Annotated in this window: 16 protein-coding genes; 11 read left to right on the top strand and 5 right to left on the bottom strand. The window is 68.8% G+C overall.

The window, feature by feature from the left end; genetic code table 11:
- Window positions 1-52: 52 nt before the first annotated feature.
- From OPU70_RS14975 to aceA, 3 genes are all read right to left on the bottom strand, one after another.
- Window positions 53-487, bottom strand: a complete 435-nt coding sequence (locus tag OPU70_RS14975) for a hypothetical protein (protein ID WP_056373808.1) — start codon at window positions 485-487, stop codon at window positions 53-55.
- 120 nt (window positions 488-607) lie between these two features.
- Window positions 608-2,278: a malate synthase A gene (gene aceB, locus OPU70_RS14970; RefSeq protein ID WP_498558138.1), complete on the bottom strand. Its 1,671-nt coding sequence runs from the start codon at window positions 2,276-2,278 to the stop codon at window positions 608-610.
- A gap of 22 nt (window positions 2,279-2,300) precedes the next feature.
- Window positions 2,301-3,626: an isocitrate lyase gene (aceA, locus tag OPU70_RS14965; RefSeq protein WP_498558137.1), complete on the bottom strand. Its 1,326-nt coding sequence runs from the start codon at window positions 3,624-3,626 to the stop codon at window positions 2,301-2,303.
- A 136-nt stretch (window positions 3,627-3,762) separates the two neighbouring features.
- On the opposite strand from aceA, the gene OPU70_RS14960 reads away from it, so the two are divergent.
- Entirely contained in the window at window positions 3,763-5,214 is a 1,452-nt protein-coding gene (locus OPU70_RS14960; RefSeq protein WP_498558136.1) for a helix-turn-helix domain-containing protein, read from the top strand.
- Window positions 5,215-5,353: 139 nt separating this feature from the next.
- Here the strand turns inward: OPU70_RS14960 and OPU70_RS14955 are convergent, their stop codons facing one another.
- Window positions 5,354-6,016 (bottom strand): amino acid deaminase, encoded by a 663-nt coding sequence (locus OPU70_RS14955; protein ID WP_498558135.1) that lies wholly within the window; start codon window positions 6,014-6,016, stop codon window positions 5,354-5,356.
- 126 nt (window positions 6,017-6,142) lie between these two features.
- Between OPU70_RS14955 and OPU70_RS14950 the strand changes: the two genes are divergently transcribed.
- Genes OPU70_RS14950 through OPU70_RS14925 form a run of 6 tightly spaced genes read left to right on the top strand, consistent with a single transcriptional unit; the run spans window position 6,143 to window position 11,144 of the window.
- Entirely contained in the window at window positions 6,143-6,787 is a 645-nt protein-coding gene (locus OPU70_RS14950) for an HAD family hydrolase (protein WP_498558134.1), read from the top strand.
- A 52-nt stretch (window positions 6,788-6,839) separates the two neighbouring features.
- Window positions 6,840-7,829 carry a phosphate/phosphite/phosphonate ABC transporter substrate-binding protein gene (phnD, locus tag OPU70_RS14945; protein ID WP_042539522.1) on the top strand — a complete coding sequence of 330 codons (990 nt, stop codon included), beginning with the start codon at window positions 6,840-6,842 and terminating at the stop codon, window positions 7,827-7,829.
- Between the two features lie 22 nt (window positions 7,830-7,851).
- Window positions 7,852-8,655 (top strand): phosphonate ABC transporter ATP-binding protein, encoded by an 804-nt coding sequence (gene phnC, locus OPU70_RS14940; protein WP_498558133.1) that lies wholly within the window; start codon window positions 7,852-7,854, stop codon window positions 8,653-8,655.
- Window positions 8,652-9,461: a phosphonate ABC transporter, permease protein PhnE gene (gene phnE / locus OPU70_RS14935; protein ID WP_498558132.1), complete on the top strand. Its 810-nt coding sequence runs from the start codon at window positions 8,652-8,654 to the stop codon at window positions 9,459-9,461. The genes phnC and phnE (OPU70_RS14935) overlap by 4 nt, the downstream gene beginning before the upstream one ends.
- Window positions 9,458-10,291, top strand: coding sequence for a phosphonate ABC transporter, permease protein PhnE (gene phnE, locus OPU70_RS14930; protein ID WP_056373794.1), 834 nt, complete (start codon window positions 9,458-9,460; stop codon window positions 10,289-10,291). The genes phnE (OPU70_RS14935) and phnE (OPU70_RS14930) overlap by 4 nt, the downstream gene beginning before the upstream one ends.
- 28 nt (window positions 10,292-10,319) lie before the next feature.
- Window positions 10,320-11,144, top strand: coding sequence for a MurR/RpiR family transcriptional regulator (locus OPU70_RS14925; protein WP_231567495.1), 825 nt, complete (start codon window positions 10,320-10,322; stop codon window positions 11,142-11,144).
- Window positions 11,145-11,158: 14 nt separating this feature from the next.
- Here the strand turns inward: OPU70_RS14925 and OPU70_RS14920 are convergent, their stop codons facing one another.
- Window positions 11,159-12,667 carry a PucR family transcriptional regulator gene (locus OPU70_RS14920; protein ID WP_309690547.1) on the bottom strand — a complete coding sequence of 503 codons (1,509 nt, stop codon included), beginning with the start codon at window positions 12,665-12,667 and terminating at the stop codon, window positions 11,159-11,161.
- 117 nt (window positions 12,668-12,784) lie between these two features.
- Between OPU70_RS14920 and gabT the strand changes: the two genes are divergently transcribed.
- The 4 genes from gabT (at window position 12,785) to OPU70_RS14900 (ending at window position 18,074) form a co-directional block, all read left to right on the top strand.
- On the top strand, window positions 12,785-14,152 hold the full coding sequence (gene gabT / locus OPU70_RS14915; protein WP_498558131.1) for a 4-aminobutyrate--2-oxoglutarate transaminase: 1,368 nt from the start codon (window positions 12,785-12,787) through the stop codon (window positions 14,150-14,152).
- A gap of 111 nt (window positions 14,153-14,263) precedes the next feature.
- Entirely contained in the window at window positions 14,264-15,649 is a 1,386-nt protein-coding gene (locus OPU70_RS14910) for a flavin monoamine oxidase family protein (RefSeq protein ID WP_498558130.1), read from the top strand.
- Window positions 15,646-16,530 (top strand): universal stress protein, encoded by an 885-nt coding sequence (locus OPU70_RS14905; protein ID WP_056373788.1) that lies wholly within the window; start codon window positions 15,646-15,648, stop codon window positions 16,528-16,530. Before OPU70_RS14910 ends, OPU70_RS14905 begins: the two co-directional genes overlap by 4 nt.
- Window positions 16,530-18,074, top strand: coding sequence for an APC family permease (locus OPU70_RS14900; protein ID WP_498558129.1), 1,545 nt, complete (start codon window positions 16,530-16,532; stop codon window positions 18,072-18,074). The genes OPU70_RS14905 and OPU70_RS14900 overlap by 1 nt, the downstream gene beginning before the upstream one ends.
- Window positions 18,075-18,096: the final 22 nt, after the last annotated feature.

The following is an 18,096-nucleotide window of genomic DNA, read 5'->3' as shown; positions in this document are numbered from 1 at the left end:
GCCTCGGTCGGGGGGACCGAGGCACCCGCGAACCCGGCTGCGGAGGATGCTGTCAGGCGCCGAACGACGAGGGCAGTGCGCAGTAGTCGGCGAAGCGTCGGGTCGGATGATCGGGGTCTGAGACATCGACGATCGCAGTGGCGATCGAGTGCGGCGTCTCGTCGCCGGCGAGCTGCCACACGATGAAGTTCCAGAGTCCGCGCGCTGTCGTGCTGAGCAACTCGGGCGGACCCGAGACGATGAGAACGGTGCCGCTGTCGGGTGCGGCGCGGAACGGAGCGATGATGTCGGCGCGCAGAGCCTGCTCGTCCCCGTCTGCGCTGTGCTTCCGCTCGACCTGCTGACCCGCGGACGTCAGGGTGGAGGCGAGGTCGTCCGCTGCGCGGCGTGAGCGCTCGGCATCCGCTCCGGCGACGACGACCAGCCGTCGCCCGCGAGGATACAGATGCAGGAACTCGGAGGAGATGTCGGACCAGACGTCGCTCATGATCTCAGGCTACGCCCGTTCTCGAGGGGCGGACCCGACCCTTCGGCGCACGTCCGGCGTCGCGTGACAGAGCCCCTCGGGTGCCGAACTGCGGCATCCGAGGGGCTCTCGTGCAGAGGGTCAGGCCTCCTCGACGAGGAAGCGGCTGTAGGCGCCGAGCGTCAGGAACGCCGGGAACTCCTCGTGCAGCGCGACATCGCGGAACACTGATGCCGCGTCGTCGAAGCGGTCGTCGTCGCGTCGTTCGACCTCGTCGAGCACCTCGCCGATCAAGCCCTCGATGTACTCGGCGGTGATCGGCGTGCCGTCCTCCGTGGTGCGATCCTGATGGATCCACTGCCACACCTGCGAGCGACTGATCTCGGCGGTCGCGGCATCCTCCATCAGGTTGTCGATGGCCACCGCGCCGAGGCCCCGCAACCACGCCTCGAGGTACCGGATCGCCACAGACACGTTGTCACGCACGCCCTGAGCCGTGATCGGGCGACCGATGTGCAGGTCGAGCAGCTGCGACGCGGTCACCGTGACCTCGGGAAGCTGGCGGTCGACCTGGTTCGGGCGATCGCCGAGAACGGCGTCGAATTCGGCCTGCGCGGTCGGGATCAGGTCGGGGTGCGCCACCCATGTGCCGTCGAAGCCGTCGCCGGCCTCGCGCTTCTTGTCGGCCGAGACCTTCTCGATCGCCCGTGCCGTCACCTCAGGGTCGCGCCGGTTCGGGATGAAGGCGCTCATGCCGCCGATCGCGTAGGCGCCCCGCTTGTGGCAGGTCTGCACGAGCAGCTCGGTGTACGCCCGCATGAAGGGAACGGTCATCGTCACCTCGCTGCGGTCGGGAAGCACGAAGCGCGCGCCCCGGCCGCGGTAGTTCTTGATGATCGAGAAGATGTAGTCCCAGCGTCCGGCGTTGAGGCCGGCGCAGTGATCACGCAGCTCGAAGAGGATCTCGTCCATCTCGAACGCCGCGGGCAGGGTCTCGATGAGCACCGTCGCGCGGATCGTGCCGTGCGGGATGCCGATGTACTCCTCGCTGAAAGTGAACACGTCGTCCCACAGCTTCGCCTCTTCGCTCGACTCGAGCTTGGCGATGTAGAAGTACGGTCCGCGGCCGTTCGCGATCAGTTCCCGAGCGTTGTGCAGGAAGTACAGTCCGAAGTCGACGAGCGAACCGGATGCCGCAGTGCGGCGCCCCGCGCGATCGGTGAACTGCAGGTGCTTCTCGGGAAGGTGCCAGCCGCGAGGACGCATCACGATCGTCGGCGTGCGTTCGGCGGTCACGCGGTACTCCTTGCCCGGCCCCGCGTCGCTCGCAGGTCCGGTGAAGGAGAGCTCGCCGCAGATCGCGTCGCGCAGCGAGAGCTGACCCTCGATGACGTTCTTCCACGTGGGGCTCGTGGCGTCCTCCTGGTCGGCGAGCCACACCCGCGCTCCGGAGTTCAGCGCGTTGATCGTCATCTTCGGATCCGTCGGTCCGGTGATCTCGACCCGACGGTCTTCGAGTCCGGGGCCGGGGCCGGCGACACGCCAGTCGGCATCCTGACGGATGTGCGCGGTGTCGTCACGGAAGCGCGGGTCGTGCCCGTTGCCGATCTCGAACCGACGGCGCATGCGGTCGGCGAGCCGGTCGTGACGGCGAGCGGCGAAGCGGTGGTGCAGCTCGGTGAGGAACGCGATCGCCTCGGGGGTGAGGATCTCGTCGTAGCGCTCACGCAGCGGGCCCGTGACGCTGATGGCCGGGCCCTGCTGTGTCGTCTGGATCGGCGCGGTGGTCGGGGGAGCGGTGGGAGTGGTCATGATCTGAGTCCTTTGGAATGGCTTAGTGGAACTGCGCGGCTTCGGTGGAGCCGGCGAGGGCGAGGGTCGCGCTGTCGGGGTTGAGCGCGGTCGAGATGACGTCGAAGTAGCCGGTGCCCGCCTCGCGCTGGTGCTTGGTGGCGGTGTAGCCGTTCGCCTCTGCGGCGAACTCGGCCTCCTGCAGCTCGACGTACGCGCTCATGGCGCGATCGGCGTAGCCGCGGGCGAGGTCGAACATCGAGTGGTTCAGGGCGTGGAAGCCGGCGAGCGTGATGAACTGGAACTTGTAGCCCAGGTCGGCCAGCTCCTGCTGGAACGTCGCGATCTCGGCGTCCGACAGGTGGCGCTTCCAGTTGAAGCTGGGGGAGCAGTTGTAGGCGAGCATCTTGCCGGGGCACTGCTCGTGGATCGCCGCGGCGAACGCACGCGCCAGCTCGATGTCGGGCTCGCCCGTCTCGACCCACAGCAGGTCGGCGTACGGCGCGAACGCCAGGCCGCGACTGATGACCGACTCGATGCCGGGGCGGATGCGGTAGAAGCCCTCGGTCGTGCGCTCGCCGGTGGTGAACTGCTGGTCGCGCTCGTCGACGTCGCTGGTGAGCAGGTCGGCGGCGAGAGCATCCGTCCGGGCGATGATGACCGTCGGGACACCCGACACGTCGGCCGCGAGGCGTGCCGCGTTCAGCGTGCGGATGTGCTGCTGAGTGGGCACGAGCACCTTGCCGCCCAGGTGGCCGCACTTCTTCTCGCTCGCCAGCTGGTCCTCCCAGTGGATGGCGGCGGCACCCGCCTGGATCAGCGACTGCGCGAGTTCGTAAGCGTTGAGGGGCCCGGCGAAGCCGGCTTCGGCATCGGCCACGATCGGCGCGAGCCAGTCCTGGGTGATCTCTCCCTCGGCGTGCTCGAGCTGGTCCTGGCGGATCAGCGCGTTGTTGATCCGACGCACGACCGCCGGCACCGAGTTCGCGGGGTAGAGCGACTGGTCGGGGTAGGTCTGGCCGGCGAGGTTGCCGTCGGCGGCGACCTGCCACCCCGAGAGGTAGATGGCCTTGAGGCCTGCCCGCACCTGCTGCACAGCCTGGCCGCCGGTGTAGGCACCGAGCGCCCGCACGTAGTCCTCGGTGTGCAGCAGGTTCCACAGGTTCTCGGCCCCGCGGTGGGCGAGGGTCGCGTCTTCGCGCACCGAGCCGCGGATGCGGATGACGTCTTCGGCCGAGTAGGTGCGCTCGACACCGTCCCAACGGGGATCCGTCTCCCAGATCTCCCGGAGCTCGGCGGCCGTCTGAACCTGGTCGCCGGCGCGCAGACCGGCGGGGCGAGGTGCGGGGTTCTGAGCGGTGTTCGTCATGGTGTCTCCTCCGTTGGATGCCCGGACCGTGAAGCCGGGTGGCGTGTTTCCACTGTGCGTGAAGATCTACCCTGAAACCGGCCACTCGGCTTGTGAAGATCGCGCGAAATTCTGTTTCTGTGACAGAATCGGCCGCATGAGCAATTCAGCGGTCGAAGAAGACGCCGACTCCCTCACGATCGGTCGACGCATCCGTCAGCTGCGCACCGCGCGGGGAATGACCCTCGACGACCTCGCGGCGGCCGTCGATCGAGCACCGAGCCAGATGTCGATGATCGAGACCGGCAAGCGCGAACCGAAGCTCACCCAGCTTCAAGCGATCGCGCGCGCTCTCGGTGTCACGATCGATGCGCTGCTCGAGGGTGAGCCACTCGACGAGCGCAGCGCGATCGAGATCGCCCTCGAGCGCGCCATGAAAGGCCAGACGTTCCAGGCGCTCGGGATCGAGCCTTTCCGCATCGCCAAGAGCATGCCGACGGATGCGCTGAAGGCGCTGCTCGCGCTGCACGGCGAGATCGACCGGCTCAGGGACGAGCGGGCCGCGACCCCGGAGGAGGCCAGGCGAGCGAACGTCGAGCTGCGTCACCTCATGCGCAGGCAGGACAACCATTTCGCCGACCTCGAGAGCAAGGCCGCCGAGATACTCGCGGCGGTCGGGCATCCGGGTGGACCGCTCACGCAGCGCACCGCATCCGAGATCGCCGCCTATCTCGGTTTCACCCTGCACTACGCGCCCGATCTGCCGCAGACCACGCGCAGTGTCGCCGACCTCGCGAACGGGCGGCTCTATCTGTCGAGCAGTGTGCCGGCCAAGGGCGATGCGAGAACGGCTGTGCTGCAGGCGCTGTCCAGTCGCATCCTCGGGCATGCCGAACCGCGCAGCTATGCCGAGTTCCTGCGCCAGCGCGTCGAGACGAACTATCTCACCGGGGCGCTGCTGGTTCCCGAGGCCCACGTGGTGCCCGCCTTGAAGGATGCGAAGTCCCGCAGGGCCATTTCGATCGAAGACCTCCGAGACGCCTACTCGGTGTCGTACGAGACGGCGGCGCATCGGTTCACGAACCTCGCAACCCGCCACCTCGACATCCCGGTGCACTTCCTCAAGGTGCACGAGTCGGGGACGATCACGAAGGCATACGAGAACGACGACGTGAACTTCCCGACGGACAGGCTCGGTTCGATCGAGGGACAGATGTGCTGTCGCCGCTGGACGAGCCGTGTCGTGTTCGACGAGGATGACCGCTTCAACCCGTATTACCAGTACACCGACACGGGCAACGGCACCTACTGGTGCACCGCCCGTGTCGAGGCGTCGAGCGAGGGGCTGCACTCGGTCAGCGTGGGCGTGCGCTTCGACGACACGAAGTGGTTCGTCGGCCGGGACACCCCGCATCGTGGGGTCTCGAAGCACTCGGTCGAGGTCTGCTGCCGCCGCGCGCCGGCCGACCTCGAGGGGCGGTGGCGCGAGAACTCCTGGCCGAACGTCAAGACTCCTCGCACGCTGCTCGCAACGCTGCCGACCGGTGCCTTCCCCGGGGTCGACACGACGGACGTCTACGAGTTCCTCGAGGCGCACGCACCACGCTGACGTGCCTCAGCCGAGAGTCGCGGGCTTCATCGGCACCAGGGATACGGCCACCGCCGCGACGATCGCCACGAGTGCGAAGGCGACGAAGTTCCACTCGACGCCGATCAGCATCGTGACCGGCGCGCCTGATCTATGTGGATCACACCGCGTTCCAGCGCAGGCGAGGAGTGCTCGCGAACTCGGTCAGGACGACGCCCGCGTCGGCGACGGGGAACATCGTGATCAGCAGCGGAGTGGTCTCGGAGGCGGCGGCGACCGCGTAGACCAGAGCCGCGGGTCCCTGCTCGCGGGTGACCCCGACGCGGGTGTGTCGCTCGTCGACGGTCGCTGTGCGCGACGATGATGCGCTGTGGAGGATCTCGGATGCGGCGGTGCCTGCCCTGTCGAGCAGTGTGGCGTCTTCGCGCCAGGGCAGGAACGCGTCGGGTGTGAGAGCGCACGCCTCGGCGAGAGCGGCTGTCACCCAGCGGTCGCGCTTGAGCCCGTACGGCGTCTCGACGAGTGACAGCAGATACCCGTAGCAGTGCAGGAGGCCGGCGTTGCCGACGGGCCACTGCGCCCTCACGCCCGCTCGGCGGTGCAACTCGTCGAACAGCGCCGGAGAGATGACGGCCGCGCCGATGTTCTCGTCGATCACGGTCGATCGGCCCCAGGCGTCGAAGCGTCCGTGGGCACGGTCGTCCTCGAGCGAGGCGACGAGCCACGGAAGACTGTCGAGGGCTTTCCTCGCGGCCGTCGCCGAGTCTGACTGCGCGCGGATCGCAGCGGTCGTGAGGTCGTCGATTCCGGACACGGCGTTCACGCTACAAGACTCCGATGGACGGAGTGTTCACACGGCGTTCACACGATCGGGACTTTCTGTCCACAATGACTAACCATGCTGGACGGAGCGTCCGCGAGATCAGAGTGCGGATGCGGAAAGAACACCGTGAACTCCATTCTCCTCTTCGACTTCGACGGCACGATCGCGCTCGGCGACGGCCCCGTTCTCGCCTACGCCACGCAGGTGGCCGCCGCTCTCGACGACGACCACGGCTTCGTCGACGGCATCCGCGAGACGCTCTCCGCTGCTGACGGTGAGGCCCTCGACGGCTACGACGCAGTGCGGCGGGCTGCGGCTGCTCGAGGTGCGGATGCCCGGATGCTCAGCGCCGCGTATCTCGCGAGCCGCGCAGAACTCGCCACCGCAGCGGCTCCGATCACCGCACCCGACGGCCTCGCAGTCTTCCTCGCCGCTGCTGCGGCTGACGCGGAGCTCGTTCTCGTCACCAACGCACCGGCGATCCGCATCGACCAGGCGCTGGACGCGCTCGGCCTCGCCGGGCTCTTCGACCGCATCGTCACGAGTGCGGGCAAGCCGGCCGGTCTCGATGTGTTCCTGGCTGACCTGCCCGCTGATGCGCGGGTGCTGAGCATCGGAGACATCTGGCACAACGACCTCGCCCCCGCCCACGCCCGTGGCCACGAGACCGCGCTGATCGGCGGATTCGCCGACCCCCACGCGACCCCCACCTATCGCGCTGCCGATTTCGCGACGCTGATCCCTCAGCTCACCGCATGGTTGCGTTCCTGAACCCGCACCACTCCACCCTCCCTCACACCCACCACCCCATCGAAGGATGACAATGCGTACCTCCCCCTTCCGCCGGACCGCCGCGGGGCTCGTCGCCGCGGGCGCCCTGCTCGCCGTCGTGCTCACCGGCTGCTCGACCGACACCGCCGCGCCCGACGAGTCCGCCGCCCCCGCTGCCGACCCCGAATCGCTCGTGCTCGCGCTCGTCCCCTCGCAGGACCAGGACGGCCTCGTCGACACCGCAGCTCCGCTCACCGACTACCTCACCGAGGAGCTCGGCATCGAGGTCACGGGTGTGGTCTCCAAGGACTACCAGGCCGCGGTCGAGGCGATGGGAGCAGGTCAGGCGCAGATCGGGTTCCTCCCGTCGCTGCAGCTGTGGCAGGCCAACGACATGTACGACGCATCGGTCGTGCTGCAGACCGAGCGCAACGGCAACATCACCTACCCCGCGCAGTTCATGACGAACAACCCGGACAAGTACTGCGACGACGAGCCGGTCGAGCGCGACGGGATGCTGTTCTGCAACGGCGCCGACGCCATGTCGGGTCCTGCCGGTCTCGACAGCATCGACAAGGTCGAAGGCGCGAAGGTCGCGTTGCTCGGACCCGGCTCGCCGGCCGGCTACATCTACCCGGTCCTCGCGCTGCAGGAGGCAGGACTCGACACCGACACCGACATCCAGCAGATCCCCGTGACCGCGAACGACGCCTCGGTGCTGGCGGTCTACAACGGCGACGCCGAGGTCGGCTTCAGCTTCTGGGACGCCCGCACGATCGTGCAGAAGGACACCCCCGATGTGGGCCAGAAGGTCGTCGTCTTCGCCCTGACCGAGGAGATCCCGAATGACGGCGTCGCGCTGTCGTCCGACCTGTCGCCCGAGCTGCAGGACCGCATCTCCACGGCTCTCGAAGACTTCTCGAACACCGAGGAGGGCTCCGAGATCCTCACGAGCATCTACTCGATCACGAAGCTCGCGCCCGCCGATCCCGAGTCGCTCGACGTCGTCGCCCGCGCCGCCCAGGCCCTGGGGCTCCAGTAAATTGTCCGATCAGATCCAGCACGTGGACGCCGCAGCCCAGGCTGCGGCGTCCACGCCGTGGTCCATCCGTCTCGATGGCGTCACGGTGCGATACCCGAACGGGACGGTCGGTCTCGACCGTGTCTCGCTCGACATCGACGCCGGAGAGATGGTCGCGGTCGTGGGCCTCTCAGGGTCGGGCAAGTCCACTCTCATCCGCACGATCAACGGCCTCGTGCCGGTGACGAGCGGAACGCTGGACGTCGGCGAGCACCGCGTCAGCGGAGCCTCGCCCCGCACTCTTCGACGCCTGCGCGGCGACATCGGCATGGTGTTCCAGGGGTTCAACCTCGCAGGCCGGGCGAGCGTCCTGCAGAACGTGCTCGTCGGGCGTCTCGCCCACACGTCCCTGTGGCGCACCCTGCTCGGCGCCTACCCCGACGCCGACCGGCAGCTGGCCTATCAGGCGCTCGACCGTGTCGGCATCCTGCCGAAGATCCACTCGCGCGCATCCGACCTCTCGGGTGGGCAACAGCAGCGTGTCGCCATCGCACGCGCACTGGCGCAGGAGCCGCGCATCGTTCTGGCCGACGAGCCGGTCGCGAGCCTCGACCCGCCGACCGCGCACGGTGTCATGAACGACCTCCGCCGCATCAATCGGGACCTCGGCATCACCGTACTGGTCAACCTGCACCTGCTCGACCTCGCCCGCGAATACGGAGCGCGGATGATCGGCATGCGCGCGGGGAGGATCGTCTACGACGGTCCGGCAGCGAGCGCGACGGATGCCGACTTCGAGAGCATCTACGGTCGATCCCTCACCGCCGACGATCGGCTCGACACGTGACCGAGGCGACACCGGCACCGCTCGAGATACCTCGGCGGCCGTCCGGCGCGTGGCGTGGGCCCGTGATCCTGCTGGCCATCGTCGCCATCACCGTGGTCATGTGCCTGCCCGGCATCGGCATCGGGGTCGACCTCTCGGCCATCGCGCGCAACTGGCAGAACGGCGCCGACAAGATCATCAAGCTGCTGATGCCCGACTGGAGCTTCTTCCCGCGCACGCTCCCGCCGCTCATCGAGACGCTGCAGATGGCCGTCATTGCGACGGCGATCGGCGCGGTGATCTCGCTGCCGCTGAGCTTCTGGGCGGCTCGCGCCACCAACCCGAACACTCCGGCGCGCATCATCGTGCGCGGCATCCTGAACGTCATCCGCAGCGTCCCCGACCTGCTCTACGCGGCGATCCTCGTCGCGATGGTGGGTGTCGGCGCGCTCCCCGGCATCCTCGCGCTGCTGCTGTTCAATGTCGGAATCATCGTCAAGCTCGTGTCGGAGGCGATCGACACCAACGACCGGGGTCCGCTCGAGGCGGGCCGCGCGGTCGGAGCCACTCAGACGAAGATCAACCGCACGCTCGCGCTCCCGGACGCCTGGCCGGCGTTCGCGAACCAGACCCTCTACGTCTTCGAGCTCAACGTCCGCGCCTCGACGGTGCTCGGTCTGGTCGGCGCCGGCGGCATGGGCCTGCTCATCGACGCCGTCCGCACGTTCTACCGCTACGACCAGCTCTCGCTCATCATCCTGGAGATCCTCATCGTCGTCATCGTGATCGACTTCGTCTCCGACGCCATCCGACGGAGGCTCGTATGACCACCGTGCTCACTCCGCCTCCTGCCATCACCGTCATCCCCGACAGGCCGCGACGCCCGTGGCTCGTTGCCTCGTGGATCATCGTCACCGCCATCGTCGTGCTGGCTTTCTGGTCGATCGACATCAACTGGGCACGTCTCGCCGACCTGCCTGCGGAGATCGTCCGCTACACGTTCCTGATGTTCGGCAGCCCGAACTGGGAGAAGCTGCCCGAGGCGCTCTGGCAGACCTGGCGCAGCATCGAGATGGCGTGGGTCGGTACGATCCTCGGCATCCTGCTCGCGACCCCCATCAGCCTGCTCGCCGCGCGCGGATTCGGCCCCGCCTGGCTGCGCGCGCTGCTGCGCGGCCTGTTCTCGCTCATCCGGGCCGTTCCCGAGATCATCATCGCGATCGTGATCCTGTCGGTCACCGGGCTCACGCCGTTCACGGGTGCGCTCGCGCTGGCGATCAACGGCATCGGCACACTCGGCAAGTGGGGATACGAAGCGGTCGAGGCCGTGCCGTCCGGGCCGATCGAGGCCGCACGCGCGGCCGGTGGCGGTACCCTGCAGGTGCTGCGTTGGGGTGTCTGGCCGCAGGTCGAGCCCGCGTTCTGGTCGTTCTGGCTGTATCGCTTCGAGATCAACGTGCGCTCGTCGGCCGTGCTCGGTCTGATCGGCGTCGGCGGAATCGGTGACATGCTCACCTCTTATACCCAGTACCGTGAGTGGTCGACGGTGGGCGTCCTGCTCATCGTGGTCGTCGCTGTCACGATGCTGATCGATGCCGTGTCCGGCGCGATCCGCCGCCGGATCATGGAGGGAGCCCGCGCCCGTGTTCTCTCCTAGCGCCCCACCCACCGCTCGAATCGCCGCGGTGCTCAACACCCTGCAGCCCGCCGAACGCCGCGTCGCCGAGCTGATCGTCGAGTCGGCGGAGGCGGTGGTCGAATGGACCGCCCAGGAGCTCGCCGACCGAGCGGGTGTCGGCCGCGCCACGGTCGTGCGCGCGTGCCAGAGCTTCGGCTACCGCGGATACCCGCAGCTGCGCGTCGCGCTCGCCTCCGAACTCGGCAGCGGGCCGGGGGAGGCGGGCATCGACCACGGGCCGGGCGCGCTCGGGCGGATGCGGGGCGAGATCGATCGCGTCGCGGCATCCCTTCCGGCCCTCGCGAGCCTGCTCGACGCGGATGCCGTGAGCGAGGCCGTCCGGCTCGCAGCGTCCGCTCGCCGGCTGCTCGTGCTCGCGAACGGTCTGTCCTCGCCCATCGCGAACGACCTCGCCATGCGGCTGACCGCGTCGGGTCGTGCGGCGGAGTTCATCGCGGATGCCATCGCGCAGCAGATCGCCGCACGTCATCTCACACCCGACGACGTCTGCCTCATCGTCAGCGGATCGGGCGCGAACGAGGCGAGCCTGCGCGTCGCGACCGCGGCAGCCCGGGGCGGTGCGACGGTGATCGCCCTCACCTCCTTCGCCTCATCGGCGCTGACCGAGGCCGCGACGCTGTCGCTCGTGATCGCCCCGACCGGGGTGAGCTTCCGCGACGAGCTCGAGCACACCTCGCGCGTCGCATATCTGGTGTTCGCCGAGGTGTTCGCCGCGGCCGTCACGGCGGAGCGGGGCGCGGATGCCGTGCAGGCGCGGGCTCATGCGCTCGAGGTCGTCTCCGACAACCTCGGCGAGGGTGCGGGAGAGTAGCGACGCCGAAGGCGTCAGTCCCGAGCCGTCTGCAGCAGCGCCCACAGCTCTGCGCGGGCGGGGAACGACGACAGATCGCTGCCGAGCAGGGCGCCGGCCTGCGTGATCCGCGACCGCAACGTGTGACGGTGCACCCCGAGAGCAGCGGCCGCCGGATCGGCCTTCGCATCGTGCTCGAGCCAGGTTCGCAGAGAGCGTTCCAGGTCGCCGCCGGATCGCGCATCGTGGTCGCGCAGGGGAGCCAGGCGCGACTCGGCGACCAGGCGAGCCTCATCGGTCGCGAGCGCGCTGAGGATGCTGGATCCCGCCGCATCGGCGAAGTGGAAGACCCCTGTGCCGGACTGCTGGCGCAGTGCCGCGAGCGCCTGGGCGTGGGCACGCGAGAACGCGTCGTACGACTCCGAGCCCGATGCGCCGACGCGGATGCCGAAACGTGCGGCGACCTCGTCGAGCAGTGCGTCGTCGGCCATCGACACGCAGAGCACGACGCCCTCCGGCGACTCGGCGAGAAAACTGGCGGTGCCGTGCTCCGCGCGGCGGCGGTCCCACCAGTCGGCGAACGGTCCGGTCGGCGCGTCCGCGGCGATCGCCACCACGACGGGCGCCGACGGCATGCCGCCGAGCACCTTCCGTGCAAGGGACGGGTCGTCATCGAGCAGAGAGCTCAGCAGCTGCGAGTTCAGCCGACGCTTGCTGCGGGCGAGCTGGTCGCTCTGCTCGAGGGCGAGCCCGGCCATCGCGATCACCGAGGTCACGACCGTGCGCGCCTCGGCGTCGAGCGCATCGACGGCCAGCGCGATCACTCCCCGCAGATGTCCGCCGCGGCCGACCGTGAAGAGCGTGAACGTCTCATCGTCGATCGTCAGCGACTGCCCTGCTTCGAGTCCGCGGGTGAGGATCTCGGTGGCGCGTTCGCCGAGCTCGGTCAGGCGGCCCGCAGACACGGCTGACCGGGGGTGCGACAGCTGCAGAGCACCGGCCGCGTCGTACATGCCGACCCAGACGCCGAGGCGACGGCCGAGTTCGGCGACGGTCGCGTCGAGTCCCCGCGGGCGGAGAGCCGCCAGTGCGAGCGCGCGCTGGGTGTCGAGCGCCCATGATCTGCGGGCATATGCCTGAGCGGCGATGGCCTCGGAGTGTGCGCGGGCGACCGCGATGAACGGCGTGCGATAGGGCACCTCGAAGAGGGGGATCCCGCGGCGTGCGCACTCGAGGATCAGCTCCTCGGGGATCCCTGCGCGGTGCACGTCCGTGCCGAATCCGAGGCCGAGCACCCCGCGATCCGCGAGCCGCCCCACGTAGACATCGACGTCGGTGCCGGCGTCGAACTGGGTGCCTGTGGTCAGCAGAGCGAGATCCTCGGCGAGGAACGGCGTCGGGTCGGCGAGGTCGGAGCTGTGCACCCAGCGCAGTGGACGATCGAGGGCGCCGGCCGGAAGGTCTTCTTCGGCCGAGATCAGGCCGAGTCCGAGGTCACGACGTCGGAAAAGGGCGCGCAGGGTGGGCTGCTCGGTGTCATCCATGCGACGCTCCTCTCTCGTCTCCGCGGTCAGCGCGTTATACGGTCGGGCGATGATCTCTTCGAGATTGTACAGCCGGGCGAATGCGCCCACGGCGGATCCGGTCGTACGCTCACGAACATGGCTCTCCTCGACACCGCAGCTGTTGCAGTCCCCCTCGGCGGACCCGACCTCCCCCAGGAGCGTCGCCTCGTGACCGAACTCCCCGGCCCCCGATCGGCCGAGATCCTCGCCCGCAAGGCGGATGCCGTCGCCGCAGGCGTCGGGCACACCGTTCCCGTGGCCGCCGTCGCGGCCGGCGGGGGAGTGGTCGTCGACGCCGACGGCAACTCGCTGATCGACCTCGGCTCGGGCATCGCCGTGACGACCGTCGGCAATGCCCACCCCAAGATCGCCGCAGCGGTGGCCGCCCAGGCCGCGCAGTTCACGCACACCTGCTTCATGATCTCGCCGTACGAGTCGTACATCGAGGTGGCCGAGGCGCTGAACCGTCTCACCCCCGGTGACTTCGCCAAGAAGACCGCCCTGTTCAACTCGGGCGCCGAGGCTGTCGAGAACGCGATCAAGATCGCCCGCAAGCACACCGGTCGCCAGGCGGTCGTCGCCTTCGACCACGGCTACCACGGCCGCACCAACCTGACGATGGCGCTGACCGCCAAGTCGATGCCCTACAAGAGCGGCTTCGGCCCGTTCGCCCCCGAGGTCTACCGCGCACCGATGTCGTACCCGTTCCGCGACGGGCTCGAGGGCGGCGAGGCTGCGGCCCGCGTCATCCTGCAGCTCGAGAAGCAGATCGGCGCAGACAACCTCGCCGCCGTGATCATCGAGCCAATCCAGGGCGAGGGCGGCTTCATCGTGCCGGCCGACGGATTCCTGCCGGCGATCGCCGACTGGTGCCGCGCCAACGGCGTCGTCTTCATCGCCGACGAGGTGCAGACCGGCTTCGCCCGCACCGGCCACATGTTCGCGAGCGAGATCTTCGGCATCGAGCCCGACCTCATGACGACCGCGAAGGGCATCGCCGGCGGTCTGCCGCTCGCCGCCGTCACCGGGCGCTCCGAGATCATGGACGCGTCGCACGCGGGCGGCCTCGGCGGCACCTACGGCGGCAACCCGATCGCCTGCGCCGCAGCGCTCGCCGCGATCGACGTCTTCGAGAACGACGGCGTGATCGAGCGCGCCCGTGAGATCGGCGAGATCCTCGTGCAGCGTCTCGGCTCCATGCAGGAGAAGGATGCCCGCATCGGTGACATCCGCGGTCATGGCGCGATGATCGCGGCCGAGTTCGTCGACCCCGAGACCAAGGCGCCTGACGCCGCTCTCACCGCTGCTGTCGCGAAGGCGTGCGTCGCCCAGGGGGTCATCGTCCTCACCTGCGGCACGTACGGCAACGTCATCCGCTTCCTGCCGCCGCTGTCGATCGGCGACGACCTGCTCAACGAGGGCCTCGACGTCGTCGCGGCCGCACTCGCCGCGAACGCGGCCTGACAGACCAGCGGTCGCGCTCAGTCGTGACCGCCACCACACGTCCGGCCGCGACGAGGATCGGGGGATTTCGAGTCGCGGCCGGCACACACATTTCCAATGAAGGAGAAGCAGATGGCTGAGATCACTCGTGACGTGCTGATCGTCGGAGCCGGAGCCGCAGGGCTCACGGCCGCGAACGACCTGCGCAAGGCAGGCCTGTCGGTCGCCGTCCTCGAGGCGCGTGACCGCGTCGGAGGCCGTCTGTGGACCGACGTCATCGACGGCGCCATGCTCGAGATCGGCGGCCAGTGGGTCTCGCCCGATCAGGATGCCCTGAAGGACACGATCGAGGAGCTGGGGCTCGAGACCTACAGCCGCTATCGCGAGGGCGACAGCGTGTACGTCGGCCCCGACGGACAGACGCACCGCTTCACGGGCGAGATGTTCCCGGTGTCCGCCGAGACCGAAGCCGTCATCGCCGAGATCACCGAGCGTCTCGACGCCATGGTCGCCGAGATCGACCCCGACCGCCCCTGGGAGCACGCGAAGGCGAAAGAGTGGGACTCGGTCACGTGGGATGCCTGGCTGCGCGCGCAGACTGACGACGACGAGGCAGTGCGCAACCTGGCATTCGCCACCGGATCCGCGATGCTCACGAAGCCCACGCACTCGTTCTCGCTGCTGCAGTCGCTGCTGATGGCGGCATCCGCCGGTTCGTACTCGAACCTCGTCGACGCCGACTTCATCCTCGACAAGCGCGTCGTCGGCGGCCTGCAGAAGGTGCCGCTGCTGCTCGCCGAGCGCCTCGGGGACGACGTGCTGTTGAACCAGCCGGTGCGGTCGCTCGAATGGAGTGCCGACGGCGTGACCGCGACGACCGATGACACCACGGTGCGCGCGCGCTTCGCGATCCTCGCGCACGCCCCGATCCTCTACAGCCGCATCGCCTTCGTGCCGCCGCTGCCCCGTCGCCAGCACCAGATGCACCAGCACATCTCGATGGGCTTCGTGATCAAGGTGCACGCCGTCTACGACCGCCCGTTCTGGCGCGAACAGGGCCTCAGCGGCACCGCGTTCAGCCCCTACGAGCTCGCGCACGAGGCGTACGACAACACCAACCACGGTGACGAGCGGGGCACCCTGGTCGGCTTCGTGAGCGACCAGAACGCCGACGACCTGTTCACACTGTCGGCAGAGGAGCGCAAAGAGCGGATCCTCGAGTCCCTTTCGCACTACTACGGCGACGAGGCGAAGAACCCGGTCGTGTACTACGAGAGCGACTGGGGCACGGAGGAGTGGACCCGCGGCGCGTACGCGGCGAGCTTCGACATGGGCGGTCTGCACCGCTACGGCGCCGACCTGCGTTCGGCCGTCGGACCCATCCACTTCGCCTGCAGCGACATGGCAGGCGCCGGATACCAGCACGTCGACGGCGCGATCCGCATGGGGCACCTCGTCGCATCGACCATCGTCGAAGCCGCGCGTGCCGCGGGCGACACCGCCGAGGTCGACGGATGACCGGCGCGATCGTCGTCGGCTACACGGCGACGGATGCGGGAGCGGATGCCGCAGCGCTCGGCGCACGGCTCGCGCGCAGCCTCGGTGCGGTTCTGCACCTGGTGATCGTGCTTCCCTCTGAGGGCACCCGCAACGCGGCGGTTCCGCCCGAGCGGGCATACGAAGAGCACATCCGCCGGCAGGCGAAGGAGTGGCTCGAGGATGCCGTCGTCCGACTGCCGCAGGAGCTCACCCGCACGGGTCATGTGCGCTTCGCCGAGTCGTTCGCGGAAGGGCTCATCGCCGCCGGCGAGGAGTTCGATGCGCGGCTGATCGTCATCGGCACCGCCGGCGGCAGCATCTTCGGACGCCACCGTCTCGGCAGCGTCGCCTCTGAGCTGCTGCACTCGTCGACCATCCCCGTCGCGCTCGCCCCGGCCGGCACGGCGGAGCAGGACGACCACGTGCTCCCGCGGGTGACGGCGGCGGTCGGCAACCGCGCCGGCGCAGACAACCTCCTCGACGAGGCCGCTGCGATCGCGACCGAGTCGCGCGTCGGTCTCCGTCTGGTCTCCCTCGTGCCGTTCGACGTGCCCCCCGGTCTCGACACCGGGGCGATCCGCGTGGTCGGCGACGAGCACGCGAACGAGGTTCTCGAGATCGCCAAGGGACTGCTGCCCGAAGAGCTCAAGGCCGAGGTCGAAGAAGCCCCCGGCGACACGGTCGAAGACGCCGTCGCTCATCTGTCGTGGCTGCCCGGCGAGGTCGTCCTCGTCGGTTCCAGCCGCCTGGCGCAGCCGCGCCGCCTGTTCCTGGGCTCGACCGCAGCGAAGATGCTGCACGAACTGCCCGTGCCCATGATCGTCGTCCCGCGCACGCGCGCCGAAGCAGGAGTCCGCTGATGACCAGCTCGAACCGGGCGACGGAGCCCGCATCCGGTGTGACGACCGGCATCTCGCAGAAGGGCCTGCGCGCGGGGGCCGTCGGAGTCCTCGGAGCCGTCGTGATCGGCGTCTCCACGATCGCCCCGGCCTACACTCTCACCGCGTCGCTCGGCCCGACCGTCGCGGTCGTCGGCACGCAGGTTCCGGCGATCATCCTCGTCGGCTTCATCCCGATGCTCCTGACCGCGTTCGGCTATCGCGAGCTCAACCGCATGATGCCGGACTCGGGCACCTCGTTCACCTGGGGAGTGCGGGCCTTCGGCCCGTGGATCGGCTGGATGACGGGGTGGGGCCTGATCGCGGCCACCGTGATCGTGCTGTCGAACCTCGCCGGCATCGCCGTCGAGTTCCTCTTCCTGCTGATCGCACAGCTCAGCGGCAACCCCGAGATCGCCGACCTGGCCTTCAACCCGATCATCAACGTCGTCGTGTGCCTGCTCTTCATGCTGGGCGCGACGCTCGTGTCGTACCGCGACATGCAGACGACGCAGAAGTTCCAGTACATCCTCGTCGGCTTCCAGGTGCTGGTGCTCGTGATCTTCGCCACCGTCGCGATCGTCAAGGCCGTCTCCGGCGATGCCCCCGAGCCCACGGCGTTCTCGTGGTCGTGGTTCAACCCGTTCGAGGTGCCGTCGTTCAGCGCCTTCGCCGCCGGGCTCTCCCTGTCGATCTTCATCTTCTGGGGCTGGGACGTCGTCCTCACCATGAACGAGGAGACGAAGGACCCCGAGAAGACTCCCGGTCGTGCGGCGATGGTCACCGTCGTCGTCGTGGTCAGCCTCTACCTGCTGCTCGCGATCGGTCTCATCATGTTCGCCGGTGTCGGCACGGGCGACTACGGGCTCGCGAACGAGGACATCTCGGCGAACGTGTTCTTCGCGCTGTCCGACCCGATCCTGGGCCCGCTCGCGTTCCTCGTCTCGCTCGCGGTGCTGTCGAGCTCGGCGGCGTCGCTGCAGTCGACCGCCGTCGGCCCCGCCCGCACGCTGCTGGCGATGGGGCACTACGGCGCCCTGCCGAAGAAGTTCGCACGGGTCAGCCCGCGCTTCTTCACGCCCGGCTATTCGACGATCGTCTCGGCCGTCGTCGCCTCGGTCTTCTACGCCGTGATGCGACTGGTGAGCGAGAACGTGCTCACCGACACGATCCTGTCGCTCGGCATGATGATCTGCTTCTACTACGGCCTCACCGCGTTCGCGTGCGTCTGGTACTTCCGCAGGCAGTGGTTCGACTCGGCCAGGAGCTTCTTCTTCACGTTCCTGTTCCCGCTCGTCGGCGGCGCGATCCTCGCCGTGCTGTTCGTGACGACGCTCATCGACTCGATGGACCCCGCGTACGGCAGCGGCTCGAGCATCGGCGGGGTCGGGCTCGTGTTCGTCCTCGGCGTCGGCATCATCGCGATCGGCATCGTCATCATGATCTGGCAGTCGATCAAGCGCCCGGCGTTCTTCCGCGGCGAGACGCTCAGCATGGATGCTCCCGCGAGCAGCCGCAGACGCTGACCGCATCCGCGGCATCCGCATT

The organism is Microbacterium sp. SWDP-B6 (assembly GCF_059803615.1).
This window is presented reverse-complemented; position numbering and strand designations above follow the sequence as displayed.

Coding starts and splice junctions, on each gene's coding strand:
- OPU70_RS14975 (WP_056373808.1), bottom strand. CDS start 487: ATGAGCGACGTCTGGTCCGACATCTCCTCCGAGTTCCTGCATCTGTAT.
- aceB (WP_498558138.1), bottom strand. CDS start 2,278: ATGACCACTCCCACCGCTCCCCCGACCACCGCGCCGATCCAGACGACA.
- aceA (WP_498558137.1), bottom strand. CDS start 3,626: ATGACGAACACCGCTCAGAACCCCGCACCTCGCCCCGCCGGTCTGCGC.
- OPU70_RS14960 (WP_498558136.1), top strand. CDS start 3,763: ATGAGCAATTCAGCGGTCGAAGAAGACGCCGACTCCCTCACGATCGGT.
- phnD (WP_042539522.1), top strand. CDS start 6,840: ATGCGTACCTCCCCCTTCCGCCGGACCGCCGCGGGGCTCGTCGCCGCG.
- phnE (WP_056373794.1), top strand. CDS start 9,458: ATGACCACCGTGCTCACTCCGCCTCCTGCCATCACCGTCATCCCCGAC.
- OPU70_RS14920 (WP_309690547.1), bottom strand. CDS start 12,667: ATGGATGACACCGAGCAGCCCACCCTGCGCGCCCTTTTCCGACGTCGT.
- gabT (WP_498558131.1), top strand. CDS start 12,785: ATGGCTCTCCTCGACACCGCAGCTGTTGCAGTCCCCCTCGGCGGACCC.
- OPU70_RS14910 (WP_498558130.1), top strand. CDS start 14,264: ATGGCTGAGATCACTCGTGACGTGCTGATCGTCGGAGCCGGAGCCGCA.
- OPU70_RS14905 (WP_056373788.1), top strand. CDS start 15,646: ATGACCGGCGCGATCGTCGTCGGCTACACGGCGACGGATGCGGGAGCG.
- OPU70_RS14900 (WP_498558129.1), top strand. CDS start 16,530: ATGACCAGCTCGAACCGGGCGACGGAGCCCGCATCCGGTGTGACGACC.